The sequence below is a fragment of the Pseudomonas sp. GW821-FHT09C10 genome (genome assembly GCF_059418085.1).
Map to the genome: position 1 here is coordinate 104,427 of NZ_JBWKPE010000003.1, position 26,040 is coordinate 130,466.

The window sequence follows — 26,040 nt, forward strand, 5'->3', positions numbered from 1 at the left end:
GGAGCTTGCGCCCTCCCACATTGGCTGATGTTTAATCTTGGGAAAGCATTATCCGCCGATGATCTTCATGACCGTCGCGCCGCCGGAGAAAGCCACTTCCTGCTTGTCTCCCAAGGCCTTCATCAGCAGGCCTTGCAGGGCCGGCAGCGCCTGGTGGCGAGGCTTGTCCAACAGGTCGCCGACATAGTGACGGTTGCTCGACGACAGGCAGCCATGCAGCCAGCCGGTCGACGACAAGCGCAGCCGTGAACAGGTGCGGCAGAACGGCACGCTTTCGTTGGCGATCACGCCAAAGAAGCCTTTGCCCGGCACCTCGTAGCGTACCGCCGTAGCGTCCACGGGAGCGTTGGCTTGCAGGTATTCATGGTGTTCGCCGATCAGGCCGAGCAGTTGTTGCAGGCTGACGAACTGCTGCAGGAATGCATTGGAGTCCTTGGCCAGGTGGCCCATGCGCATCAACTCGATAAAACGCAGCTCGTAGCCACGCTCCAGGCAGTAATCGAGCAGCGGCATCACCTGGTCGAGGTTCTGGCCGCGCAACGGCACCATATTGACCTTGATCTTGATCCCCGCAGCACGCGCCTGGTCCATGCCATCGAGCACGGTGGCCAGGTCGCCGCCACGGGCGATGCTGCGAAAGGCATCGGCATCCAGGGTGTCGAGGGAAACATTGATACGCCGAATCCCGGCATCCACCAGCAGCGGCAGTTTGCGCGCCAGCAACTGGCCGTTGGTGGTCAGGCTGATGTCGCTGAGGCCCATGCCGCCCACCGCGCCCATGAAGGCTTCCAGCTTGGGGCTGACCAGCGGTTCGCCGCCGGTGATACGTAAGCGGTCGATGCCCGCCGCCTCGATCAGGTAGGCCACGCCACGGGCCATGGCCTCGGCCGAGAGTTCGTCCTGGGCAGCCACCAGCCGCTTGCCGTTCGGCACGCAGTAGGTACACGCGTAATTGCAGGCTGAGGTCAGGCTGATCCGCAAATTGCGAAAACGCCTGCCTTGACGATCAACGATCATGGATCACTCCGGCAGAGGATGATTCGGGCGCGCTAAAAACTGACTGATAAATCAGCTTTTAGCAAGATCCTTGCCTGAGTATATTCCTGGGTTACTGCGCCTGGCAGTAAATCATTACGTGGCCGGGGTTTCGACGGGGGCCGCTTCAACCAGTGCCGGCTCGGAGCTGTGCTTGCGCTTGTTGCCCATGCGCACACCGATATCCATCAGGAACTGGAAGAAACCTTCCTGGTCTTCCAGCACATTGCTCCAGAACGGCGAGTGGTACAGCGCCACGGCGCCGTGCACCAAGGCCCAGGCGGCGCAGTAGTGGAAGTACGGCGGTACGTCTTCAAGCTTGCCTTCGCTGATGCGGCCCTTGATCAGCAGGGTCAGGCGCTCGAAGTTCGAGGCGCGAATCTTGTGCAACTCCTCGACCATCTCCGGCACTTGATGGCCCTTGACCACTTTCTCTTCCAGGCGGTCGAACAGGCGGTAGCGCTGCGGGTCGCGCATGCGGAACTCGAAGTAGGCGCGGGACAGCGCTTCCTTGTCCTTGTCGACATCGGCCGAATGCAGCAGCTCGTTCAAGTCGCGCTCATAGTCGAGCATCAGGCGCAGGTAGATCTCGGCCTTGGACTTGAAGTGTTTGTAGATGGTGCCTTTGCCGATACCCACGGCATCCGCGATCATCTCGACGGTGACGCTGTCTTCGCCTTGTTCGAGGAACAACTTGAGTGCGGTGTCGAGAATTTCCTGCTCACGGCGGCGAAACTCACGGACCTTACGGGGTTCTTTGTGCATGAGGAAGAGGTCTGCAAAGGTCGGAATAGGGAGGGCTGCGCAGGGCCACGAATACATGGCGATACGATTTACCCAGTGCGAGGGATTATCCCGACTGAACGGTCGTTGGGCAACGTCTATGTGAACCCGCCCTGCACTTTACTTTCAAGGCGCCAACGTTTTCATGTCTACCAGTCAGAAATAATACGCAACAACTGCGCCCGTGCACTGCCCAATGAGAACTCAAGCGAAGCGCATGTATTCCAAATCTGTTTAAAAAACGATCAGTCGCGACTGGACTGAATCAGATACTGATCAATACTTGAACTGTCGGCGTGACATCTCCCCCAAGTGAAGCGCCGACCTGGGTACCGACGGACTGTGTGCCCTTGTTTTACTCCTAATGGTCTTAACCCGGATTCCCCCCCCAGAACCCGGGTTTTTTTTGCCTGCGATTCAGTCCTGTCATGCAGCAACGTGGGCCAGCGGGAACAGGCGCTTGAAGTTCTCGGTGGTCTGCTCGGCAAAGCGCTCATAGGACTCACCGCGCAGCATCGCCAGGTAGTCCGCCACATCCCGCACATATTCAGGCAGGTTCGGTTTGCCACGATGGGGAATCGGCGCCAGGTACGGCGAGTCGGTTTCCACCAGCAGGCGGTCGGCTGGCACTTGGCGCGCCACGTCGCGCAGGGCATCGGCATTGCGGAAAGTGACAATACCCGACAGGGAAATATAGAACCCCAGGTCGAGTGCGGCCCTGGCCATGTCCCAATCCTCGGTAAAGCAATGCAACACGCCGGCCTGGGGCAACGCGGCTTCGCGCAGCAGGGCCAGGGTGTCGGCACGGGCGCCACGGGTGTGGACGATCACCGGCTTGCCGGTTTGCCCGGCGGCCTGTAAATGCAGGCGAAACGAGGCCTGCTGCAACTCGGCGGCTTCCGGCTCGTAATGGTAGTCCAGGCCAGTTTCGCCAATGGCCACCACGCGCGGGTGATTGAGTTCGCCCAGCAGCCAGTCGAGGGCCGGGGCTTCGCCGGGCTTGAGGTCCAGCGGGTGTATACCCACCGAGCAATCCACATCGGCATAACGCTCGGCCAGGGCTTTGACGTCGGCAGCATTGTCGGCGCTGACACCAATGCACAGGAAATGCCCTACCCCACGCTGGCGTGCAGCGTCGAGGGCAGCATCCAGGGAGCCGCCGTGCTGGGCGAGGTCAAGGCGATCAAGGTGGCAATGGGAATCTACAAGCATAGGAAATTACGACTTAGGTCACGGAAAGTGTCTGGCCAACGATACACCCGTCGGCCACGGAAATTAACGCCGGCCGAGCAAGCCAACCCACTGCACCAGCAGCGCTTCAAGCAACAGCACACGGTTGAGGTTGGCCTTGCCGAGCACCTTCTGGCGCTGGGCGAGGATCCAGTCCTGGATAGTCAGCACCTTGTCCTGGGCACTTTTCTGCGCGAGGTATTGCACCACCTTGCGCATGTCCGGCAGGCCCAGGCCGTTTTCATCCTGGGTCAACTGGTAGCGCAGGATCAGGCTCGACCAATCACAGAACCAGTCGAACAGCAGCAGCAAGGGAATGTCCTTCCAGGCGCTTTCAGCCAACTGGGTGGCGGACAGCTCTTGCTTGAGCAGTTTTTTCACCCCATCCACAACCAGGGCGCGTTGCTCACGCACACCTTGGGCTTGCAGCTTGACGGCCGCCAGCGGGGAACCGGCCGCCAGGGTCAGCAACTCGATCCGCTCCTCTGCGGAGCAATCCGGCAGCGCCTTCGCCAGCCATTGCAGGCTCATGGCCTCGCTCGGCAACGGGCAGGCCTGCTGTACGCACCGGCTGCGAATGGTCGGCAACAAGCGGCTGGACTGGTGGCTCACCAGCAACAGCACCGTGTCGCCGGAGGGTTCTTCCAGGCTCTTGAGCAAGGCATTGGCGGCGTTGATGTTCATCGCCTCCACCGGCTCGATCAGCACCACCTTGCGCCCGCCCATCTGCGCGGTCTGCACCACGAAGCTGACAAGGTCACGCACCTGGTCGACCTTGATCGCCTTGTCGGCTTCCTCGGGTTCGAGCAGGTAGTTGTCCGGGTGGCTGCCGGCCTTGAGCAACAGGCAGGATTTGCACGCGCCGCAAGCTTCAAGGTTGACCGGGCGCTGGCACAGCAGGCTGGCCATGAGTCGCTCAGCCAGATCACGCTTACCAATCCCTGCCGGCCCGTGCAGCAAATAGGCGTGGGCGTGCTGGGCACGGCCGGCCAACTGCTGCCAGAGACCGTCCTGCCACGGGTAGGCTTCAGCCACGGGCGCGCTCCAACAGCTTGGGTAACAGGGCGTCGATGGCCTGCTGCACCTGCGTCAACGGCTGGGCCGCGTCCAGCAGGTGGTAGCGCGCCGGTTCAGCCTGGGCGCGCTTGAGAAACGCGCTGCGCACAGCATCGAAAAAAACCTGGCCTTCCAGTTCGAAACGGTCGAGACGCCCACGGGCGCTGGCGCGGGCCATGCCCACTGCCACCGGCAGGTCGAACAACAGGGTCAGGTCGGGACGTAGATCACCCTGCACAAAGGTTTCCAAGGTGGCGATACGCGCCAGGGACAACCCCCGGCCGCCGCCCTGGTAGGCATACGTGGAGTCGGTAAAACGGTCGCAGATCACCACGGCACCGCGGGCCAGGGCCGGACGAATCACCTCGGCCAGGTGCTGGGCACGGGCAGCGAACACCAGCAGCAGCTCGGTGTCCGGGTTCATCTGTTCTTCGCCTGGGGCCAGCAACACGTCACGGATGCGCTCGGCCAGGGGTGTACCGCCGGGCTCACGGGTTAACACCACCTCGACACCTTCAGCCCGCAAGCGGCCGGCCAGGTAATCGCGGTTGGTGCTTTTGCCGGCGCCTTCGGGGCCTTCCAGGGTAATAAACAAGCCAGTCACAGGCAGTCCTTAGTCAGAGTCATTGCGGGCTTTGCGGCGCGGCGTCATCCGGCGCGGGCTCGGCGGGTGCATCAGCAGGCGGCGCCAGGTCTTCCGGCGGTTTTACCAGCGGTGCCGGGCTTGAGCGGTAATCGGCACGGCGCTTGAGCTGGAACTCACGCACAGCGGCATTATGCGCACCCAGGTCATCGGAGAAAATATGGCTGCCGTCGCCACGGGCGACGAAATACAGGCTGCTGCCCGGCACCGGGTTCAACGCGGCATGGATCGCCTCGCGGCCGACCATGGCGATGGGTGTCGGCGGCAGGCCGGCCACCATGTAGGTGTTATAGGGGTTGGCTTCCTTGAGGTGTGCACGGGTCAACTTGCCGTTGTAGCGCTCACCCAGGCCGTAGATCACGGTGGGGTCGGTCTGCAGCAGCATGCCGATCTTCAGGCGGCGTACGAACACACCGGCAATCTGCCCACGCTCTTCCGGCACACCGGTCTCTTTCTCCACCAGGGAGGCCATGATCAAGGCTTGATAGGGGTCGGTATAGGGCGCGTCGGCAGCACGCTTGCTCCACTCCTGGGCGAGGACATCATCCAGGCGGTTATAGGCTTTTTTCAGGAACTCGACGTCGGTCATGCCGCGCACGAAGCGGTAGGTATCCGGGAAGAACCGACCTTCGGGGAACACGCCAGGATGGCCGAGCTTGTCCATCACTTCGCTGTCACTCAGGCCCGCCAGGGTCTGCACGATCTTTTCATGCTTGGCCAGGGCCGAACGCACCTGGCGGAAATTCCAGCCCTCCACCAGCGTCAGGCTGTATTGCACCACCTCGCCGCGCTGCCACAGGCCGATCAGGCCTTCGGCGGTCATGCCCGGGGTCATGCGGTATTCACCGCTGTGCAGCGGTTGGCCGTCGAGGTTGAAGCGCCAATACAGGCGTAGCCAGAACGCGCCGTCGAGCACGCCATCCGCCTCCAGACGATTGAAGGTGCCGGTGGGGGTGGCCCCTGCCGGCACATCGAGCAATTGCTCCTGGGTCAGATTCAACGGCTGCTTCAAGGCAGCGTCATATTTCCACGCGGAAAACCCCAACAGCAAAGCCGCCGAGAACAGACCGATCAGCAGCAGTACAACCAGTTTTCGTATCAACTCAAATATCCAATAGCGCGCGAACAATGCCCTGCAGTTTACGGGTGAGCGGCCCAACCGACCAGCTCATCGCAGCGCACCCACGCACCGGCCAAATGCCATAAACGCTGTTGCACACAAAGACTTCGTCAGCCTCCCGCAATTGCTCGAGGCTAATGTCAGCCACGGCCACCGGGATGCCCAGGGCGCTCGCCTGAGCCAGAATCTCGGCGCGCATGACGCCTGCAACGCCGCAACGATTCAGATCGGCGGTTAGTAACAAGCCATTACTTACCAGGAACAGGTTGCTGAATACGCCTTCGATGACACGCCCGGACACATCCAGCATCAACCCTTCGGCATGTTCGGCATCCTGCCATTCCGCACGGGCGATCACCTGCTCGAGGCGATTGAGGTGCTTGAGACCGGCCAGCAGCGGCTGCTCGGCCAGGCGGGTGGCGCACGCAAACAGACGAACACCGTCGGTTCCATGGGTCTGGGGATAGGTCGCAGGCGGATTGCCCTGCAAGATACGACGCACCGGGGCCTCGGGGTTGATGCCATAACCGCGCAGGCTGTCGCCACGGGTGAGGATCAGCTTGAGGACACCGTCGCCGAGAGCGGCGGCATAGGCCTGCACTTCGCTGCGGACCAACGTCTGATCCACAACGAAAGCGAGGCGCCTGCAGCCCTCATCCAGGCGCTGCAGGTGACGGTCAAGCAGCACGGGCTGCCCGGCCTTGACGGCGATGGTCTCGAACAGGCCATCACCGTAAGCCAGGCCGCGATCTTTCAGGGGCACGCTGTCCGCTGGCTGACCGTCGACCCAGCTGTGCATCACTCGGCGAACCGGCGGAACACCAGGGAACCGTTGGTGCCACCGAAGCCGAACGAGTTGGAGATCGCAACGTCGATCGGCATCTGTTGCGGCTCATGCGGCACGAAGTTCAGGTCGCAGCCTTCGTCCGGCTCATCGAGGTTGATGGTCGGCGGAGCGACCTGATCCTTGATGGCCATCACGCTGAAGATCGCTTCTACCGCGCCCGCCGCACCCAAGAGGTGGCCGGTCATGGACTTGGTGGAGCTGACCGCCAGCTTGTAGGCGTGCTCGCCGAACACCGACTTGATGGCTTCGGCTTCCGCCAGGTCGCCCGTCGGGGTCGAGGTGCCATGGGCATTGATGTATTGCACCTGGTCGGCATTGACCCTGGCATCGCGCAAGGCATTGGTGATGCACCTTGCAGCGCCGGCACCGTCGGACGGTGGCGAGGTCATGTGATAGGCGTCGCCGCTCATGCCAAACCCGATCAACTCGGCATAGATGGTTGCACCACGCGCCTTGGCGTGCTCCAACTCTTCGAGCACCAGGGCACCGGCGCCGTCGGCCAGTACAAAGCCGTCACGGCCCTTGTCCCACGGACGGCTGGCACGGGTCGGCTCGTCATTGCGGGTCGACAGAGCACGGGAGGCGCCAAAGCCGCCCATTCCCAGGCCACAGGCAGCCATTTCAGCACCACCGGCAATCATCACGTCGGCTTCGTCATAGGCGATGTTACGCGCCGCCATGCCGATGCAGTGGGTACCCGTGGTGCACGCGGTGGCAATCGCGTAGTTAGGCCCCTGCGCCCCCAAGTGGATGGACAGGAAACCGGAAATCATATTGATGATCGAGCCAGGCACGAAGAACGGTGAAATTCGACGAGGGCCGGAATCATGCAGCGTACGGCTGGTTTCTTCGATATTGGTCAAACCGCCAATACCCGAACCCATGGCCACGCCGATGCGCTCACGGTTGGCGTCGGTCACTTCCAGGCCAGCGTTACGCACTGCCTGGAAACCGGCTGCCAGGCCGTATTGAATGAACAGGTCGAGCTTGCGGGACTCTTTGATCGAGAGATATTCCTCGACATTGAACCCCTTTACCGAGCCGCCAAAACGGGTGGAATAGGCAGAAAGGTCCGTGTGTTCGATCAGACCAATACCACTGCGGCCAGCCAGAATGCCCTGCCAACTGCTCGGCACATCCGTACCCAGTGGCGACAACATACCCATACCGGTGACTACGACGCGTCTACGCGACACAGCACTCTCCTTTTTCTAATGACGACACTTTACTTCAGAGCTTACTTTTCATCAGCGCTAAAGAAAAAACCGCACGCCGTTACAGCAGTGCGGTTTTTCCCTAACAGCAGGCGACGACTACAAACTATTACGCCTGGTGGTTCGTAACGTAGTCGATAGCAGCTTGAACAGTAGTGATTTTTTCAGCTTCTTCGTCCGGGATTTCGGTCTCGAATTCCTCTTCCAGAGCCATCACCAGCTCAACGGTGTCAAGGGAATCGGCACCCAGGTCTTCTACGAAGGAAGCAGTGTTGACCACTTCTTCTTCTTTGACGCCCAGTTGCTCGGCAACGATTTTCTTGACGCGCTCTTCGATGGTGCTCATACCTTGTTTAACTCCTAATGGACAAATTCAGGCAGCTGGCCAGTGGGTAAGTGTATAGAAAGCCTTTTCAGCTTTTCAACTGAAAGCTTCACCCTGTACCCGGTTTGCCACCTGCCTATAAATTAAGTTGCAGCTTTATAACGGATTTTAGACAGCTCGTATGACATTTTTTTGAAGCGATCCGTCACAATTTAGCTCATGTACATCCCGCCGTTCACCGGGATTGTAGCCCCAGTCACGTATGCCGCACCGTCGGATGCCAGGAAAGCGACCACATTCGCGATCTCTTGGGCCTGGCCCAGACGGCCCAGCGGAATCTGCGTCAGCAAGCCTTCACGCTGTGCTTCCGGCAGTTCGCGGGTCATATCGGTGTCGATGAACCCTGGGGCCACCGAGTTGACCGTAATCGACCGCGAACCGACTTCACGCGCCAGTGCACGGCTGAAACCTTCCAGGCCGGCCTTGGCGGCTGCATAGTTTACTTGGCCTGCGTTGCCCATGGCACCCACTACGGAGCCAATATTGATAATTCGACCCCAACGGGCCTTGGTCATGCCGCGCAAAACACCCTTGGACAGGCGAAACAGACTGTTCAGGTTGGTATCGACCACGTCGTACCATTCGTCGTCTTTCATGCGCATCATCAGGTTGTCGCGGGTGATACCGGCGTTGTTCACCAGAATCGCCGGCGCGCCGAACTGGGCGGTGATCTCGGCCAGTACGGCAGACACGGACTCATCGCTGGTCACGTTCAGCTCAAGGCCGGTGCCTTGAACGCCGTTTTCCTTCAGGGTCGCGGCGATACGCTCGGCGCCCGAGGCGGAAGTGGCGGTGCCGATCACGACGGCGCCCTGACGGCCCAGTTCCAGGGCGATGGCCTGGCCAATGCCACGGCTCGCGCCGGTAACCAGTGCAACTTTACCTTGCAGACTCATGCAGGCTTCTCCTAAGTTCGGGGATCAGGCCAGCGCCGCACGAGCGGCAGCGAAGGCATCCGGGGTATTGAGGTTGGCAGTCGACACGCCGTCGGCGCAGCGCTTGTTCAGGCCAGCCAGGACTTTGCCCGGGCCGCACTCGACCAACTCGGTGGCGCCATTGGCGGCCAGGGTCTGGACCGACTCGACCCAGCGCACAGGCTTGTAGAGTTGCTCCAGCAGGTCGCGCTTGAGGGTGTCGAGGTCGGCGGCCACGGCTGCGCTGACGTTCTGCACCAGCGGGATCTGTGGCGCCTGCCAGTTGATGGCAGCGATGGATTCGGCAAAGCGCTCGGCAGCCGGGCGCATCAGCTCGCAGTGCGACGGCACGCTCACCGGCAACGGCAATGCACGCTTGGCACCGCGCGCCTTGCAGCCTTCGATGGCACGCTCGACGGCCGCCCTGGCACCGGCGATCACCACCTGGCCTGGGGAGTTGAAGTTTACCGCGCTGACCACTTCACCCTGGGCCGCTTCGGCGCAGGCTTCGATCACGACGGCATCGTCCAGCCCCAGGATAGCGGCCATGCCGCCCTGCCCGGCCGGAACGGCTTCCTGCATCAGCTGGCCACGACGCTCGACCAGCTTGACCGCTTCAGCAAGGGTCAGGCTGCCCGCCGCCACCAGGGCGCTGTATTCGCCCAGGCTATGACCGGCCACGAACGCCGGACGCGCACCGCCTTCGGCCAACCACAGGCGCCACAGGGCGATCGAGGCGGTCAGGATGGCTGGCTGGGTTTTATCGGTTTGATTGAGCTGCTCTTCCGGCCCTTGTTGGGTCAGCGCCCACAGGTCGTAACCCAGGGCCTCGGAAGCTTCCTTGAACGTGTCCAGGATCAGCGGGTATTGCGCGCCCAGCTCGGCCAACATGCCGAGGGACTGCGAACCCTGCCCTGGAAAGACGAATGCGAGGGATGTAGACATGTAACAAGCCCCTAATGATCTGGTCGTCGGAAATGGTCGCTCCTCGGTGGGAGCCCACGAAACTGACAGATTGGATGGTCAATTGAACTGGCCGGTCACATTTAAGCATTCCCCGGCCGATTCGCCTAAGGCAACAGGTCCTCGAGACGGCCGTGCAAGCGGTGCGGCAGGTTTTCCTGGATCTCGATCACCGCGCGCGCAATCGCACTCTGGAAGCCTTCGACCCCGGCCGAACCGTGGCTTTTCACCACGATGCCCTGCAACCCCAGGAAGCTCGCACCATTATGCCGCGCCGGGGCCAGGTCGGCCTGCAGGCGACGCATCAACGGCAGCGCCAGGGCGCCCACCAGGCGCGATACCAGGTTACGCCTGAACAAGGCCTCGATACGCGAGGCGATCATGGTCGCCAGGCCTTCGCTGGACTTGAGCAGGATATTGCCGACAAACCCGTCGCACACCACCACATCCGCCTCGCCCCGGTACAACCCATCACCCTCGACAAAGCCGATGTAGTTCAGGCCTCGCGCACCTTGCAGCAAGGTGGCGGCAAGCTTGACCTGCTGGTTGCCCTTGATGTCTTCGGTGCCGATATTCAGCAAGGCCACCCGCGGCCGGGCCACGCCCAGCGCTTCGGCGGCCACCGAGCCCATCACGGCAAACTGGAACAGGTGCTCGGCACTGCAATCGACGTTCGCACCCAGGTCCAGCAACTGGCAATAGCCCTTCTGCGTCGGAATCGCCGCCACCATTGCCGGCCGATCAATGCCAGGCAGCGTCTTGAGCACATGCCGCGACAACGCCATCAGTGCGCCGGTGTTGCCGGCACTGACACAGGCTTGCACCTTGCCATCACGCAGCAGCTCCAAGGCCACCCGCATCGAAGAGTCAGGTTTGCCACGCAGGGCCGTCGCCGGCTTCTCATCCATGGTGATGGTTTCGCTGGCTGGCGTAATCGTCAGGCGCGCGCGATCCACCGCCGGATGGCTGGCAATCAATTCTTCAAGGAGGGAGGGTTGACCGACGAGGGTCAGGTGCAGCGAGGGCGTGGCAGACAGGCTGGCAATGCAGGCCTGAACAATGCTGCGGGGACCGAAGTCCCCGCCCATTGCGTCAATCGCGATGACTTGAGCAGACAAGTGATTACTCGTCAGCGCCCTTGTCGATCACTTTACGGCCACGGTATACGCCTTCTGGCGATACGTGGTGACGCAGGTGAATTTCACCGGTGGTTTTTTCTACAGACAGAGTGCTTGCCGTCAGGGCATCGTGGGAACGACGCATGTCACGGGCAGAGCGGGATTTTTTGTTCTGCTGAACAGCCATAATTGATTAACTCCTAAACGTTTGGGTCACGCTTTAACTGCGCCAATACACTGAACGGGTTGGACCGCGTTACCTCGTCCTCGCTCGGTTCGGACTCGTCATCGAGACCCGCCGGCTGCTGGCATTCTTCCGGATGATGAGCAGGCACAATGGGCAAGGCGAGCAGAAGCTCCTCCTCGATCAGTGCATGCAGATCCAAAGGATCTTCGCCCAGTTCCAGCACGTCATAACCTTTCGGCAACGACTGGGTATTCGCACCCTCCTTTACCACAGCATAACTGCACTCGCTGTGAATCGGCAGGGTGACCAGCTCAAGACAACGCTGGCAAACCATTTTGACCTCGGTGTCGATAAAACTGTGAATTACCACAGATTTACGTTCATCTCGTTCAAAAAAGAATTTGGCCTGCACCGTACCGACAGTGTCGGAAAGCGGGTCGCAGAGTCTCTCCAAATCGGCCAGCAGCAACTCACCTTGAAGGGAAGTGCCACGATCAGCCAATTTGCGCGGGTCAACGTGAGGTGGAATCGGGTCATTCAACATAGGCGCAGCATTATAGGGATGCACCCAGCCATGTCAAAGGAAATTCAGCCCTGTGCGTCGGCCGGTCGCCCCGCTAGAATCGGCGGCTGCCTTGAGGAGACGTATATGCTGCCTTTATTACTCGCTTCCAGCTCTATTTATCGCCGGGAATTACTCAGCCGCCTGCACCTGCCGTTCATCTGCCGCTCGCCGGATATCGACGAAAGCCATGCTGCACATGAGTCCGCCATCGAGCTGGTCAAGCGCCTGGCCGAAGCAAAGGCCCGCGCCCTCGCCGCCAGCCACCCGGGACACCTGATCATCGGTTCAGACCAAGTCGCCGCGCTGGAAGGCCGCATCATCGGCAAGCCCCACACCTTCGAAAATGCGCGCGAGCAGTTATTGGCCGCCAGCGGCAAGCGTGTCAGCTTCCTCACCGGCCTGGCCCTGCTTAACAGCGAGACCGGGCGCTGCCAGGTGGACTGCGTGCCTTTCACTGTGCACATGCGCGAGCTGGATGCAGCGCGCATCGAGCGTTACCTGCGGATCGAGCAGCCGTATGACTGTGCGGGCAGCTTCAAGGCGGAAGGGTTGGGTGTGAGTTTGTTCCAAAGCACCGAAGGGCCGGACGCGACCAGTCTGGTCGGCTTACCGCTGATTCGGCTGGTGGATATGCTGCTCAGCGAGGGCGTGCAAATCCCTTAAGAACACAACCAAATGTGGGAGGGGGCTTGCCCCTCCCACATTTTGATCTACGACAGACTTGAGATATTAACGCAGCGTCGGGCCCTGGAAGCCCATGTACAGCGCCAGCTTCTCAGCCACGCTGGCGCCGAGCTTCTTGGAGAAACGATCAAACGGCGATTCTTCAACGGTGAAGTCCACCAGTTCTTTCTCGCCGACCACATCCCGCGCCACCGAACTGGCACTGCCCAAACCATCGATCAGCCCCAGCGGCAATGCCTGCTCCCCCGACCACACCAACCCGGAGAACAGCTCCGGATGGTCTTTATCCTTCAGGCGATCCCCACGCCCCTGCTTCACGCTGGCGATGAACTGGCGATGGGTGGTATCGAGTACCCCCTGCCAGAACTGGGTTTCATCGGCCTTTTGCGGCTGGAACGGATCAAGGAACGACTTGTGCTCGCCCGAGTTGTAGGTACGACGCTCAACCCCCAGCTTTTCCATGGCACCGACAAAGCCGTAGCCGGCCGCCGTCACACCAATGGAGCCGACAAGACTGGCCTTGTCGGCGTAGATCTGGTCGGCGGCACTGGCAATGTAATACGCGCCCGAGGCCCCCAGGTCGGAAATCACCGCGTACAGCTTGATATCCGGGTGCAGGCCGCGAAGGCGGCGAATCTCGTCATACACATAGCCCGACTGCACCGGGCTGCCGCCTGGGCTGTTGATGCGCAGGATCACACCCTTGACCTTGGGGTCTTCAAACGCGGCACGCAGGCTGCTGACGATATTGTCGGCGCTGGCAGGCTCCTTGTCGGCGATCACTCCCCGCACTTCGATCAACGCGGTGTAGTTGGCGCCACGGGTCGCGCTCTTTTCCATGTCCATCAGCGGGCTGAACAGCGCCAGCATGAGCAACAGGTAAGTGAAGGTCAGCAACTTGAAGAAAATCCCCCAGCGCCGCGCACGGCGTTGCTCCTGGACGCTGGCCAGGAGCGTCTTCTCCAGCAATTTCCAGCTCTTGTCGTCACCGCTTTCAGCCTTTTCAGGCGCTTTCCAATCGTCACTCATGCCATCAACCCCAGCAAAGACTTATTGGGCCCGACCGAGCCAGGCCTGCAATTCAGAAAAATGATCAATCGTGACCCTCGGCTCGTATTGCTGCAACGCCTCGGCGGACTGGGCGCCATAGCTGACTGCCACGCTGTCCATGCCGGCGTTGCGCGCCATCATCAGGTCGAAGGAAGCATCCCCTACCATCAGCGCCTCACGCGGCGACACGCCGCAATGGGCAAGGATCTGCTCCAGCATCAGAGGGTGAGGTTTGCTCGCGGTTTCATCTGCGGCACGGGTGATGTCGAAATAATCTTCCCAGCCATGGGCGCTGAGCACCCGATCCAGGCCGCGACGGGCCTTGCCGGTGGCGACGGCCAGGTGATAGCCCTGGGCGCGGAAAGCCTCCAGCGATGGCAACACACCCTCGAACAACGGCGAAGGTGTGGCCTCCAGCGCAATGTAGTGATCCGCGTAATGCTCGCGGAACGTCACCAGTTCAGCATCGCTGATCTCTGGGTACAAGGTGCGGATCGCCTCAGGCAAGCCCAGGCCGATAATGCCTTTGACCGCCAGGTCAGTGCACACGTCGAAGCCCGAGCGGGTCGAAGCTGCGTGCATCGACTCGACAATCCGACCGATGGAGTTACACAGGGTGCCGTCCCAATCGAAAATCAGCAGCTTGTAGTCAAGGTGCGACACTCAAACGCTCCACGGTCTTGGTCCACATCTCATCCACCGGCGCCTGCAGCTTCAGCTCGCCGCCGTCAGGCAGCGGCACGGTGAGCATGTAGGCGTGCAGGAACAGGCGCTTGCCGCCCAGGTCACGGATTTCCTTGGAGAAACCCTCGTCGCCGTACTTGGTATCGCCGGCGATGCAGTGACCGGCGTGCAGGGTGTGCACACGAATCTGGTGGGTGCGCCCCGTCACCGGCTTGGCCTCGACCATGGTGGCAAAATCACCGAAACGACGCAGCACCTTGAAGAGGGTCAGGGCTTCTTTGCCCTCCTCGTCCACTTCGACCATGCGCTCGCCGGAACGCAGGTTGCTCTTCTGCAACGGCGCGCGGACGCTCTTGATCGAGCTGGCCCAGTTACCGCGCACCAGCGCCATGTAGCGCTTGTCCACACCATCGCCGCGCAGGGCGGTGTGCAGGTGGCGCAACATGCTGCGTTTCTTGGCGATCATCAACAGGCCGGAGGTGTCCCGGTCCAGGCGGTGAACCAGTTCCAGCTCCTTGCAATCCGGGCGCAGCTGACGGAAGGCTTCGATCACGCCGAAGTTCAGGCCGCTGCCACCGTGAACCGCAATACCGCAGGGCTTGTTGATCACAATCAGCTTGTTGTCTTCGAAGACAATCGATGCCTCAAGGCGCTGCAACAGGCCCTGGGCCAATGGCACGGGCTCATCGCGTTCAGGCACGCGCACGGGCGGCACACGGACAATATCGCCCGCCTGCAATTTGTACTCAGGCTTGATGCGGCCCTTGTTCACGCGCACTTCGCCTTTGCGCAAGATGCGGTAGATCAAGGTCTTGGGCACACCCTTGAGCCTGGCCAGGAGAAAATTATCGATGCGTTGGCCGGCATATTCCGGCGAGACCTCGAGCAGCTGGACGCTGGGGGTCTGGGGGGCGGTAGTCGTCATGGCGGCGATGATAACAATTTTTTATGGAATTGAAGCACTTAATCATTGCTGCTATAGTCGCGAACGCCGCCAAAAGCGGCCTGGGCAGAGGACTAGCGGCAAACTGCCGGCCCTGACCATCGCAATTCATCAGGACGCGAGGCCGTCCTACGGGGCTTTCGCCACCCTGGAAGGCTCGAGATTGTAACAAGCGCAGGTGACATGAGGCCTGAAGCGAGTGCAGAAAGCAGAGTGAATACTCGCGTTCTGCGCCGATATTTACGGCCAGTTCACAAAGTGCAGTCAGTCTTGAGCCGGACCACGGCGAATGCTTCGGAAACAACGCCTGTTAAGAGCTGAGTGTGAGCGCAGTCGCCCACATTCAGTCTTGTTTAGCCATGAGCGTGGACTCCCCATTGGAGAACACGGTAAATGCCAACCCGCTGCGGATTCTGCGCGCGGCAGCACCCGAATTATCAGGGATACGTGTAGGGTGGAGATGCACAACCGTCGGACCGTGTAGCACTAGGCTTATATTTAGACGCTTCATCTCGTCCACAGTCGCCGGTTGATTCCTCCTCCTGACCTTAGCTTTTGTTGAAGTGGTGCCTTTGTCACCACCGCTAACAAGCAGGACGCGTCCGTCGCGATACCGGCCCAATTGGCCGATTTTGCTGGACACTGGAGTGGCCAACCACTCTTGACGCACCTGACACCGACCGTGAGAAGTCGTGTGTGCCGAACGCCGTTTCCGGCAGCCCGGAAACCGACGGTACAACATGAAAAGAATGCTGATTAACGCAACTCAACCCGAAGAGTTGCGTGTTGCACTGGTAGATGGCCAACGCCTCTACGACCTGGACATTGAATCCGGTGCACGCGAGCAAAAGAAGGCCAACATCTATAAAGGCCGTATTACTCGCATCGAACCAAGCCTTGAGGCTGCCTTTGTCGATTTCGGCTCCGAGCGCCACGGCTTCCTGCCCCTCAAAGAAATCTCCCGCGAATACTTCAAGAAATCCCCCGAAGGCCGCGTAAACATCAAGGACGTCCTGAGCGAAGGCCAGGAAGTCATCGTTCAGGTCGAAAAAGAAGAACGTGGCAACAAGGGCGCCGCCCTGACCACCTTCATCAGCCTGGCCGGCCGTTACCTCGTGCTGATGCCGAACAACCCACGTGCCGGCGGCATCTCCCGTCGCATCGAAGGCGAAGAGCGCAACGAACTGCGTGAAGCGTTGAACGGCCTGATCGCACCGGCCGACATGGGCCTGATCGTGCGCACTGCCGGCCTGGGCCGCAGCAGCGAAGAAATGCAGTGGGACCTCGACTACCTGCTGCAACTGTGGACCGCCATCAAAGAAGCCTCCCTGGATCGTTCCGCGCCGTTCCTGATCTACCAGGAAAGCAACGTGATCATCCGTGCCATCCGCGATTACCTGCGCCAGGACATCGGCGAAGTGCTGATCGACAGCGTCGAAGCCCAGGACGAAGCCCTGACCTTCATCCGCCAGGTGATGCCGCAGTACGCCAGCAAGATCAAGCTGTACGAAGACAGCGTGCCGCTGTTCAACCGTTTCCAGATCGAAAGCCAGATCGAGACCGCTTTCCAGCGTGTGGTCGAACTGCCTTCCGGCGGCTCCATCGTGATCGACCCGACCGAAGCCCTGGTGTCCATCGACATCAACTCGGCGCGCGCCACGAAGGGTAGCGACATCGAAGAAACCGCCCTGCAGACCAACCTGGAAGCGGCTGAAGAAATCGCCCGCCAACTGCGCCTGCGCGACATCGGCGGCCTGATCGTGATCGACTTCATCGACATGACCCCCGCCAAGAACCAGCGCGCCGTGGAAGAGAAAGTCCGCGAATGCCTGGAAGCTGACCGTGCCCGCGTGCAAGTCGGCCGCATCTCGCGCTTCGGCCTGCTGGAAATGTCCCGTCAGCGCCTGCGTCCATCCCTGGGCGAGAGCAGCGGCATCGTCTGCCCGCGTTGCAACGGCACCGGCATCATCCGTGACGTTGAATCGCTGTCCCTGGCGATCCTGCGCCTGATCGAAGAAGAAGCCCTGAAAGACCGCACCGCCGAAGTCCGCGCGCAAGTGCCGATCCCGGTCGCAGCCTTCCTGCTCAACGAAAAACGCAACTCGATCACCAAGATCGAACTGCGCACCCGTGCCCGTATCGTGATCCTGCCGAACGATCACCTCGAGACGCCGCACTTCGAAGTACAGCGCCTGCGTGACGACAGCCCGGAAGCCCACAGCGGCCAGTCCAGCTACGAAATCGCTGCTGCCGCCGCCGAAGTGGAAGAAGTCCAGCCAGCCGCCGCGACCCGTACTCTGGTGCGCCAGGAAGCTGCCGTGAAGACCGCCCCAGCCCGTGCCAACGCACCGGTGCCGGTTGAAGCCGCTGCCCCGGTTGCCGCCCCGGCCGCCCTGCCTGAGCCAAGCCTGTTCAAGGGCCTGGTGAAGTCGCTGGTCAGCCTGTTCGCCACCAAGGAAGAGCCTGCGGCACCGGTCGTGGTTGAAAAACCTGCGACCGAACGCCCGGCCCGCAACGAAGAGCGTCGCAACGGTCGCCAGCAGAGCCGTAACCGCAACGGTCGCCGTGACGAAGAGCGCAAGCCGCGTGAAGAACGTGCGCCTCGCGAAGAACGCGCACCACGTGAAGAGCGTGCACCTCGCGAAGCGCGTGAAGAAACCCCGGCCGTGGCCCGTGAAGAACGTGCACCGCGTGAAGAGCGCGCACCACGTACCCCACGTGCACCGCGTGAAGATCGCAAGCCGCGTGGCGAGCGTGAAGAACGTGTGCGTGAACTGCGCGAGCCATTGGATGCCGCCCCTGCCGTTGCAGGTGTTGCAGCCGCTGCCGCTGAAGAGCGTCCAGCTCGCCAGCCGCGTGAAGAGCGTGCGCCACGTGAGGAGCGCCAGCCGCGTCCACCGCGTGAAGAGCGTCAACCACGTGCCGAGCAAGCCGCTGCCGCCAGCGAAGAAGAAGTACTGACCGGCGAAGAGCAATTGCAGGAAGACGGCCAGGACAACGCCGAAGGCGATCGTCCACGCCGCCGCTCCCGTGGCCAGCGTCGTCGCAGCAACCGCCGTGAGCGTCAGCGTGATGCCAACGGCAATGTGATCGAAGGCTCGGAAGAGGCCGGCGAGAACGCAGAAGCCGCCACCCACGAACCGACCGGTGCCGAACTGGCTGCCGGCCTGGCCGTTACTGCAGCGGTTGCCAGCTCGGTGATCAGCGCACCGGCTGAAGCCCAGGCTCACGAACAGGCTGAACGCGCGACTGCTGCTGTCGAAGAAACCGTTGCCGTTGAAGCGCCCGTTGCCGAGACCCCAGCGGTTGAAGCACCGGTCGTTGAAGCAACCTCTCCTATCGAAGCCCCAGTGGTTCCGGAAGTGGAAGTGGCACCGACCCGCGACGCCCAGCCAGAAACCGAAGTGGTCGCAGTTGAAGCCGCTCCGGTGGTTGAGCCTCAGCCAGTAGTTGAAGCCGCCGCTGAAGCCTCGGTTGTCGAAGAAGCTGCCCCGGCGGTGCGTGAAGTTCGCGAAGAACAAACCGCCTTCCAGTGGACTGCCGAACCGGCCGCCCCGGCTGAAGCGCCAGCCCCTGCCCCCGTGGTAGAAGAAGCGCCAGCACCGGTTGCCGAAGTCTTGGTTGTAGAGCAAGCACCAGTGGTTGAGGCTGCTCCGGTGGTTGAACCTGCGCCAGCGGTTGAAGCGCCTGTGGTTGCCGAAGTTGCCGCCCCGGTGATTGAAGCCACTCCGGCCAGCGCCCTGACCGAAAACGGCCGTGCGCCGAACGACCCACGTGAAGTGCGTCGTCGTCGCAAGGAAGCTGAGGCAGCTGCTGCCGCTGCTGCTGCCGCTCCAGCCGTAGTCGAAGCTGTCGAGGCTCCGGCCCCGGTTGCTGAAACTGTGGTTGAACACCCTGCTGCTGAAACAGTGGTAGAGCACAAGGCCCTGGAAGAAGAACACGAGCCTAAACCCCTCGTCTGATTCCATCAGCCACTAAAAAGCCCCGCCTGAGTGATCAGGCGGGGCTTTTTTATAGATCTCGAAAACAACGAAGATCAAATTTAGTCTGGGTTAAAAATTAACCGTTTCGGCAGATCCACATCCCACAGAACACCCGCATCTTCCACCTGCACTTCCCGCACCCTGGCACGTGTGAACAATGGCTTGCCTCCACGATCCCCGGTCAGCGCCATCAAGTCCAGACCAAAAGCACGACCAAAGGCCACCGGATGCCCATATTCACCCGCCTGCACCGGCACGCTGATGCCATCCTCCTCCAGCACGTCAATCACCCGTTCAATGCTCGATGATTGGATAAACGGCATATCCCCCAACACCACCAGCCAGCCATCCGCCGAGGCACTGGCCGCGACGGCTGCGGCGATGCTCTCGCCCATGCCGGCTGACTGCAACAACAAGACCTGGCAGCCATATGCCTGGGCCAACCGAATGACCTCCGTACGATCCGGCGAGGTCACCAGCCAGCGCGCCACCAGGCGATCCGGCAAACTCACCAATACCTGCTCGATCACCGGACGCATCACCCCATCACGGCCCACGCAATTGGCGAGCAACTTATCCTGGCCAGCCCCCGCTTCGGCTCGGAACCGGGTGCCCTGCCCCGCCGCCAAGACAATCGCCGCCAGCATTATTCAGCAACCGCCGGCAGGGGCTTTTTCTGCATCGGCGCCACGCCGTTCTTGATCGCGACAATTTCCGCCATCAACGACAAGGCGATCTCCGCCGGCGTATGGCTGCCGATATGCAGGCCAATCGGCCCATGTAAACGCGCAATCGCGTCCGTCGACAACCCCAGCGCCGCCAGGTTCTCGCGACGCGTCTGGCTATTGACCCGCGACCCCAGCGCGCCGATGTAGAAGGCACTGGAGTTCAGCGCCGTCAGCAACGCCATATCGTCAAGCCGCGGGTCATGGGTCAGGCAGACAATGGCCGTGCGCTCGTCGGTCTGGATGTTCAGCACCGCCTCATCAGGCATACCCGGCACGAAGCGTCCGTGCTGCTCTTCCCAGCCGTAGACAAACTCACTACGCGGATCGCATATCAATACTTCGAAATCCAGCAGGCGCGCCATTTCCGCCACGTAGCGCGACAGTTGCCCGGCACCAATCAACAGCAGGCGCCAGCGCGGGCCATAGATAGCCCGCAGGCGTTCGCCATCGAAGGTGACCACATCGGTCTTGTTCGCACTGCTCAACGTGACTTCGCCGGAGACCAAGTCCAGTTCCCGCGCGACAATCTCATGCGCCTCGCAACGCTCCAGCAACTGCGCCACCCAGGCCCAGTCTTGCACCCGCTCCTCGGTCAAGCGCAGGGTGCCGCCGCATGGCAGGCCGAAACGCGCCGCCTCGTCGCGCGTCACGCCGTAGGTCACCAACTGCACCGGCGGCCCGTCGTGCGTCAGGCGACCATCCTGCAAGCGGGCGATCAAGTCGTCCTCGATGCAACCGCCGGACACCGAGCCGATCACCACGCCATCCCCCCGCAACGCCAACATGGCGCCCGGTGGACGCGGCGCGCTGCCCCAGGTCTGGACAACGCTATACAACACCACCTGCTGCCCGGCGCGGCGCCATTCGAGCACGCTGCGCAGGACATTCAAATCAACACTGTCCATATATCCTCCTGCCAGTCTGCGTTTGGAACATGCCGCGTAGCGCGAATTTCATCAGTCGCTGACTCTAAGTGAAAATATTGCAAAAAAGTAATCCCGCACAAACGCAAACGCCCCGAACCAGTCGGGGCGTTTGCGGATAACTGTCGGCGCGGATTCACGCCATCAGCGGTTTACTTGATCACAGGGGCTGGGCCCTCGGCCACGCCTAAGTCATCGACTTCGCGGGTTTCAGAGATACCGGTACCGCCGGATGCCAGTTCGCTTTGCAGCTTGTCGGTGTCCAGTTCCTTGACCCACTTGGCCACAACAATGGTAGCAACGGCGTTACCCACCAGGTTGGTCAGTGCACGGGCTTCGGACATGAAGCGATCGATACCCAGGATCAGCGCCAGGCCGGCAACCGGCAGGTGGCCGACAGCCGACAGGGTGGCGGCCAGTACGATAAAGCCGCTACCGGTCACGCCAGCAGCACCTTTGGAGGACAGCAGCAGCACCAGCAGCAGGGTGATCTGGTGGGTGATGTCCATGTGGGTGTCAGTCGCCTGGGCGATGAACACGGCCGCCATGGTCAGGTAGATCGAGGTACCGTCGAGGTTGAACGAGTAGCCGGTCGGGATCACCAGGCCGACTACGGATTTCTTCGCGCCCAGACGCTCCATCTTGATCAGCATGCGTGGCAGTGCGGATTCGGAGGAAGAAGTACCCAGTACGATCAACAGCTCTTCACGGATGTAGCGGATCAGTTTCAGCACGCTGAAACCGTGGGCGCGGCAGATACCACCCAGCACCACCAGCACGAACAGCAGGCAGGTGATGTAGAAGCAGATCATCAACTGGCCCAACTGCACCAGGGAACCTACACCGTAGGCACCGATGGTGAACGCCATGGCGCCCAGGGCACCGAGTGGCGCGAGCTTCATGATCATGTTGATGATGTTGAACATCACGTGGGCGAAGCGATCGATGAAGTCCAGCACCGGCTTGCCGTAGGCGCCCAGGCGATGCAGGGCGAAACCGAAGATCACCGAGAACATCAGCACTTGCAGGATGTCGCCGTTGGCGAAAGCGCCGACGATGGTGTTCGGGATCACGTTAAGCAGGAAGCCAACGATGCTCTGGTCGGCACCGGCAGTCACGTAGGCAGCGACTTTGGAGGCGTCCAGGGTTGCCACGTCGATGTGCATGCCGGCGCCCGGTTGCACGACGTTCACCACGATCAGGCCGATCAACAGTGCGATGGTGGAAACGATTTCGAAGTACAGCAGCGCGTAGCCGCCGGTTTTGCCGACCGATTTCATGCTTTGCATGCCGGCGATGCCGCTGACAACGGTGCAGAAGATGATCGGGGCAATAACCATTTTGATCAGCTTGATGAAGCCGTCACCCAGTGGCTTGAGCGCCACGCCGGTCTGCGGGTAGAAGTGACCGAGCAAAATACCGATAACGATTGCAACGATCACCTGGAAATACAGGGATTTGTAGATTGGCTGACGAGTCGTCATTGCAAAATTCCTCAATCGTCCCGTGTGGCAAATATCCGCCATTGCCCACGACACTTGAATTGCGAACCCTCCTGCACTGGAGGGATTTGTTGTTTGCGAAGCCTGTAGGACCAGGCCTGCGCTGTAATCCTTATCGCAAACGCCGTGCCACTTTGCTGAAAACCCCTGGGAGCCTTAATACATCAGGGTTGCGGATTTCAAAGCCGCCACCAATGTGCCGAATAGGCTGGCGGATTTCCGCCACGCCGCCCAATCCCGTCCTACAATTTGGCGGATATCCGCCTTGTCGCCCTGCCAGGTGATGACTACCATCCGCCATTCCATGGACGAGGGCCCCACATGCGTGAACGTACCATCGCCAGCCATTACGCCCGGGCAGCCCTGGGCGGTGCGCGTCGAGCCGGTTACGACTATTCGGGGCTGTTGCAACAGCTGGGCATCACCCCGGAACTGTTGACCGAACCCCGCGCCCGCATTGCACCCGAGCAATTTACCCGGCTGCTGCAAATGCTCTGGCTGGCGCTGGACGATGAGTACCTGGGGTTCGCCGACGGGCCGAGCAAACGCGGCACCTTCGCCATGATGTGCCATGCGCTGATCCACTGCCGCACCCTGGAGAAGGCTCTGGAACGCGGCTTATTATTTTATAGCCTATTCCCACAAGGCCCGCGCTGGCAGCTGACACGAGAAGGCGAAATGGCCCGCCTGAGCCTGGATGATTCTCACCTGTGGGACCCGGATCACTTCCTCAGCGAATGCCTGCTGGTGATCTGGCACCGCCTGGGCAGTTGGCTGATCGGCCAGCGCATTCGTTTGCACCAGGCCACGTTCAGCTACCCGATGCCGGCCCACGCCGGTGAATATGACCTGCTGTTTCCCTGCGCCCAGGTGTTCGGTGCAGCGCACAGCAGCCTGGTGTTTCCCGCCCGCTACCTGAGCCTGCCGCTGTTGCAGGACGAGCGCACCCTCAAGCATTTCCTCGAGCGCTCCCCCGCCGACCTGCTGTCACGCCCGGATGAAGGCGACAGCTTAAGCAGCCAGTTGCGACGCTTGTTGAGCCGCGACCGCACCCCTTGGCCAGACCTGGAAGCCGTCGCCCAGCACTTGCACGTCAGCCCGCAAACCCTGCGCCGACATTTGCGCGAAGAAGGCACCAGCTTTCAGGCGCTCAAGGATGAATTGCGGCGGGACATCGCCATCTACCACCTGGGGCGGGCGGACTTGTCCTTGCAGGCGATCGCCGAGCAGCTGGGGTTCTCAGAACCGTCGGCGTTTCATCGGGCGTTCAAGAAGTGGACGGGGCTGACACCGGGGGCCTACCGGGCGCAGGAGAGCTAGCGCTGCATCGTGTGTGCGGGCCTCATCGGGGGCAAGCCCCCTCCCACCTTTGACTGTGTTTACAAAGTTTGATCTGTGAATAAGTTCAAAATGTGGGAGGGGGCTTGCCCCCGATAGGGCCAGCCCAGCCACTACCGTTCACAAGGCCGGAAAGTGAATCTTGAACGCCGCGCCACCCAGCGGCGAATCCCCCAGGGTCAATCGTGCGCCGTAGCTTTCTATGATGTCCTTGACCACCGCCAACCCGATCCCCTGCCCCGGATGCTGACGGTCCAGGCGCTCGCCCCGTTGCAGGATCCGTGCACGCTGGTCCGGTGGCACTCCGGGGCCGTCGTCCTCGATGCACAACTCGAGCCCTTCGGAATTTTCCACCAGGCTGATGCGTACTTCACTCAGGCACAACCGGTAGGCGTTTTCCAGCAGGTTGCCGAGCAATTCAAGCAGGGCGCCCTTCTCGATCGGTACATCGCATTCGTGCGGCAGGTCAAAGGACACCTTGACGCCCTTGTCGCGGTAGACCTTGCCCAGCGTATCGCAGAGGCTTTGCACTACCGGCTCCAGGCGCACCTGATGGCGCACCAGGCCGCTTTTGCGCAGGCTGGCACGCTGCAGCTGGTAGCCGATCTGCTGGCTCATGCGTTCGATCTGGGATTGCAGCACCCAGGCCTGGTCGCGATCTTCCGGACGTTGCGCCATGTCTTCGCTCACGCTTTGCAACACGGCGAGTGGCGTTTTCAGGCTGTGGGCCAGGTCATCGAGGGAGTCGCGGTAACGTGCCCGTTGTTCGCGCTCGCTGTGCAGCAGGCGGTTAAGGGAGCCGGTGAGACGCAGCAATTCGCGCGGGTGTTGCTCGGAGAGGCTTTCGCGGGTACCGCCTTCGATCTGGTCAAGCTCCTGGCTCAATCGCCGCAGGGCCTGCAGGCCCCAGGTCAGGCCCAGCCACAGCAAGGTCAGCAGCACCAGGAGTGCCGCGCCGAAGCCCAGGTAGAGGTTTTCGCGCAGGCCTTCGAGGGTCAATTGGTATTCGCGCACCGGTTGCAGGGCCACGATACTGAACGCCGCACTCTTGCCGCCGAGCAGCCTGACCTCGACGTCGTAGACGAAGAACTCCTGGCCGTCGGCCTCGCGAATCCGCGCGAACTCATTGCCGCGCCCGTCATAGCGCGGCTTGTAGTTGATGTTTTCGTCCCGGGTGGCCCGCGAACGCCACACCAGGTGGCCTTCGCGGTCATAGATATAGCCGAGCAACCGGCTATCGGTGAGGTTGAAGCGTTCATCCGGCAACTGCGCCGGCATCAGCAGGCGATTGTTTTCCACCCGCGCGGCGGAGATCAGTGTGGTGACGTCCGACGCCAGGCGCTGCTCGATGGAATCCTGCAATGCCAGGCTGAACGCGCCCTGCATGGCGGGCAACAGGCCCAGCATAAACAGCACGGCCAGGGTGGCGGCCGCCAGCATCAAGCGCACACGGAGCGAGCGAATCAACGGCAGCGCTCATTGAACAGGTAGCCCAGGCCGCGCACGGTATCGATCGGCTTGAACCCGGCCGGGCCTTCCAGCTTGCGACGCAGGCGGCCGACCAGCACTTCAATCACATTCGGATCGCGTTCATCGTCGTCGGGGTAGAGCTGCTCCATCAGGCGGTCCTTGGCGACGACCTGCTGGTGATGGCGCATCAGGTATTCGAGGATGCGATATTCATAGGCGGTCAATGCCAGGGGCTGTTCATCGAGGGACGCCTGCTTGCGGTTGAGGTCCAGCAGCAAGGGCCCGGCGACGATAGTCGACTGGGTAAACCCGCTGGAACGGCGCAGCAAGGCGTTCATCCGCGCCTCCAGCTCTTCGAACTGGAACGGCTTGACCACATAGTCGTCGGCGCCGGCGGCCAGGCCTTCGACCTTGTCCTGCCAGTTGCCGCGCGCGGTGAGGATCAGGATCGGAAAGGTCTTGGCCTGGCTGCGCAGTTGGCGGATCAGGTCCAGGCCGCCCATGCCGGGCAGGCCCAGGTCGATGATCGCCAGGTCATGATTGAATTGACCGGTCTGGTACAGGGCCTCTTCGGCATTGGCCACGGCCTCGACCACGTGGCCGCTGTCGGTCAGGCGGGTAAACAGGTGATGGCGCAACAGCGCCTCATCTTCCACCACCAGCAATTTCATAAGG

Annotated in this window: 26 protein-coding genes; 3 read left to right on the top strand and 23 right to left on the bottom strand. The window is 61.3% G+C overall.

Going from position 1 to position 26,040, the window contains the following annotated elements; translation table 11 throughout:
* Positions 1-48: 48 nt before the first annotated feature.
* From AC07OT_RS07435 to AC07OT_RS07500, 14 genes are all read right to left on the bottom strand, one after another.
* Positions 49-1,017 carry a GTP 3',8-cyclase MoaA gene (locus AC07OT_RS07435; protein WP_027607815.1) on the bottom strand — a complete coding sequence of 323 codons (969 nt, stop codon included), beginning with the start codon at positions 1,015-1,017 and terminating at the stop codon, positions 49-51.
* 114 nt (positions 1,018-1,131) lie between these two features.
* The gene (locus AC07OT_RS07440; RefSeq protein WP_027607814.1) at positions 1,132-1,800 is read right to left on the bottom strand and encodes a TetR/AcrR family transcriptional regulator; all 669 of its coding nucleotides are present in this window, start codon (positions 1,798-1,800) and stop codon (positions 1,132-1,134) included.
* A gap of 444 nt (positions 1,801-2,244) precedes the next feature.
* Complete coding sequence (locus AC07OT_RS07445; protein ID WP_065939055.1) at positions 2,245-3,030, bottom strand: TatD family hydrolase; 786 nt, start codon at positions 3,028-3,030, stop codon at positions 2,245-2,247.
* Between the two features lie 63 nt (positions 3,031-3,093).
* On the bottom strand, positions 3,094-4,083 hold the full coding sequence (locus AC07OT_RS07450) for a DNA polymerase III subunit delta' (protein WP_495100593.1): 990 nt from the start codon (positions 4,081-4,083) through the stop codon (positions 3,094-3,096).
* The gene (gene tmk / locus AC07OT_RS07455; RefSeq protein ID WP_495107806.1) at positions 4,076-4,708 is read right to left on the bottom strand and encodes a dTMP kinase; all 633 of its coding nucleotides are present in this window, start codon (positions 4,706-4,708) and stop codon (positions 4,076-4,078) included. Before tmk ends, AC07OT_RS07450 begins: the two co-directional genes overlap by 8 nt.
* Before the next feature lie 19 nt (positions 4,709-4,727).
* Positions 4,728-5,849: an endolytic transglycosylase MltG gene (mltG, locus tag AC07OT_RS07460; protein ID WP_141155809.1), complete on the bottom strand. Its 1,122-nt coding sequence runs from the start codon at positions 5,847-5,849 to the stop codon at positions 4,728-4,730.
* 1 nt (position 5,850) lies between these two features.
* A complete protein-coding gene (gene pabC, locus AC07OT_RS07465) occupies positions 5,851-6,666 on the bottom strand; it encodes an aminodeoxychorismate lyase (protein ID WP_141155810.1) in 816 nt (271 codons plus the stop codon).
* Positions 6,666-7,910, bottom strand: coding sequence for a beta-ketoacyl-ACP synthase II (gene fabF / locus AC07OT_RS07470; protein ID WP_141155811.1), 1,245 nt, complete (start codon positions 7,908-7,910; stop codon positions 6,666-6,668). The genes pabC and fabF overlap by 1 nt, the downstream gene beginning before the upstream one ends.
* A 127-nt stretch (positions 7,911-8,037) precedes the next feature.
* On the bottom strand, positions 8,038-8,274 hold the full coding sequence (acpP, locus tag AC07OT_RS07475) for an acyl carrier protein (protein WP_003442511.1): 237 nt from the start codon (positions 8,272-8,274) through the stop codon (positions 8,038-8,040).
* Between the two features lie 191 nt (positions 8,275-8,465).
* Entirely contained in the window at positions 8,466-9,209 is a 744-nt protein-coding gene (gene fabG, locus AC07OT_RS07480; protein WP_495107807.1) for a 3-oxoacyl-ACP reductase FabG, read from the bottom strand.
* Positions 9,210-9,233: 24 nt separating this feature from the next.
* On the bottom strand, positions 9,234-10,172 hold the full coding sequence (gene fabD, locus AC07OT_RS07485; protein WP_065926165.1) for an ACP S-malonyltransferase: 939 nt from the start codon (positions 10,170-10,172) through the stop codon (positions 9,234-9,236).
* A 125-nt stretch (positions 10,173-10,297) separates the two neighbouring features.
* Complete coding sequence (plsX, locus tag AC07OT_RS07490) at positions 10,298-11,308, bottom strand: phosphate acyltransferase PlsX (RefSeq protein ID WP_495100588.1); 1,011 nt, start codon at positions 11,306-11,308, stop codon at positions 10,298-10,300.
* Between the two features lie 4 nt (positions 11,309-11,312).
* Entirely contained in the window at positions 11,313-11,495 is a 183-nt protein-coding gene (gene rpmF / locus AC07OT_RS07495; RefSeq protein ID WP_008152339.1) for a 50S ribosomal protein L32, read from the bottom strand.
* Positions 11,496-11,508: 13 nt separating this feature from the next.
* Positions 11,509-12,039, bottom strand: a complete 531-nt coding sequence (locus AC07OT_RS07500; RefSeq protein WP_495107808.1) for a YceD family protein — start codon at positions 12,037-12,039, stop codon at positions 11,509-11,511.
* Positions 12,040-12,144: 105 nt separating this feature from the next.
* Here AC07OT_RS07500 and AC07OT_RS07505 point away from each other — a divergent pair, with 105 nt between their 5' ends.
* Positions 12,145-12,723 (top strand): Maf family protein, encoded by a 579-nt coding sequence (locus AC07OT_RS07505; RefSeq protein WP_495107809.1) that lies wholly within the window; start codon positions 12,145-12,147, stop codon positions 12,721-12,723.
* A gap of 66 nt (positions 12,724-12,789) precedes the next feature.
* Here AC07OT_RS07505 and AC07OT_RS07510 read toward each other — a convergent pair whose 3' ends face one another.
* Genes AC07OT_RS07510 through rluC form a run of 3 tightly spaced genes read right to left on the bottom strand, consistent with a single transcriptional unit; the run spans position 12,790 to position 15,403 of the window.
* A complete protein-coding gene (locus tag AC07OT_RS07510; protein WP_495107810.1) occupies positions 12,790-13,773 on the bottom strand; it encodes a S49 family peptidase in 984 nt (327 codons plus the stop codon).
* A gap of 21 nt (positions 13,774-13,794) precedes the next feature.
* Positions 13,795-14,457 carry an HAD-IA family hydrolase gene (locus AC07OT_RS07515; RefSeq protein ID WP_495107811.1) on the bottom strand — a complete coding sequence of 221 codons (663 nt, stop codon included), beginning with the start codon at positions 14,455-14,457 and terminating at the stop codon, positions 13,795-13,797.
* Complete coding sequence (rluC, locus tag AC07OT_RS07520) at positions 14,444-15,403, bottom strand: 23S rRNA pseudouridine(955/2504/2580) synthase RluC (protein ID WP_495107812.1); 960 nt, start codon at positions 15,401-15,403, stop codon at positions 14,444-14,446. Before rluC ends, AC07OT_RS07515 begins: the two co-directional genes overlap by 14 nt.
* A gap of 767 nt (positions 15,404-16,170) precedes the next feature.
* On the opposite strand from rluC, the gene rne reads away from it, so the two are divergent.
* Positions 16,171-19,383, top strand: coding sequence for a ribonuclease E (gene rne, locus AC07OT_RS07525; RefSeq protein ID WP_495107813.1), 3,213 nt, complete (start codon positions 16,171-16,173; stop codon positions 19,381-19,383).
* 80 nt (positions 19,384-19,463) lie between these two features.
* Here rne and AC07OT_RS07530 read toward each other — a convergent pair whose 3' ends face one another.
* The 4 genes from AC07OT_RS07530 to AC07OT_RS07545 form a co-directional block, all read right to left on the bottom strand.
* Positions 19,464-20,054: a nucleotidyltransferase family protein gene (locus AC07OT_RS07530; protein ID WP_495107931.1), complete on the bottom strand. Its 591-nt coding sequence runs from the start codon at positions 20,052-20,054 to the stop codon at positions 19,464-19,466.
* On the bottom strand, positions 20,051-21,037 hold the full coding sequence (locus tag AC07OT_RS07535) for an XdhC family protein (RefSeq protein ID WP_092359490.1): 987 nt from the start codon (positions 21,035-21,037) through the stop codon (positions 20,051-20,053). The genes AC07OT_RS07530 and AC07OT_RS07535 overlap by 4 nt, the downstream gene beginning before the upstream one ends.
* 170 nt (positions 21,038-21,207) lie before the next feature.
* Complete coding sequence (locus AC07OT_RS07540) at positions 21,208-22,539, bottom strand: dicarboxylate/amino acid:cation symporter (RefSeq protein ID WP_495107814.1); 1,332 nt, start codon at positions 22,537-22,539, stop codon at positions 21,208-21,210.
* Positions 22,540-22,713: 174 nt separating this feature from the next.
* Positions 22,714-22,851 carry a hypothetical protein gene (locus tag AC07OT_RS07545; protein WP_155954385.1) on the bottom strand — a complete coding sequence of 46 codons (138 nt, stop codon included), beginning with the start codon at positions 22,849-22,851 and terminating at the stop codon, positions 22,714-22,716.
* Positions 22,852-22,878: 27 nt separating this feature from the next.
* Here AC07OT_RS07545 and AC07OT_RS07550 point away from each other — a divergent pair, with 27 nt between their 5' ends.
* Positions 22,879-23,877 carry an AraC family transcriptional regulator gene (locus AC07OT_RS07550; RefSeq protein WP_495107815.1) on the top strand — a complete coding sequence of 333 codons (999 nt, stop codon included), beginning with the start codon at positions 22,879-22,881 and terminating at the stop codon, positions 23,875-23,877.
* A gap of 138 nt (positions 23,878-24,015) precedes the next feature.
* Here AC07OT_RS07550 and AC07OT_RS07555 read toward each other — a convergent pair whose 3' ends face one another.
* Positions 24,016-25,362: an ATP-binding protein gene (locus AC07OT_RS07555; protein WP_495107816.1), complete on the bottom strand. Its 1,347-nt coding sequence runs from the start codon at positions 25,360-25,362 to the stop codon at positions 24,016-24,018.
* Positions 25,359-26,036, bottom strand: coding sequence for a response regulator (locus tag AC07OT_RS07560; RefSeq protein ID WP_017138377.1), 678 nt, complete (start codon positions 26,034-26,036; stop codon positions 25,359-25,361). The genes AC07OT_RS07555 and AC07OT_RS07560 overlap by 4 nt, the downstream gene beginning before the upstream one ends.
* Positions 26,037-26,040 lie beyond the last annotated feature (4 nt).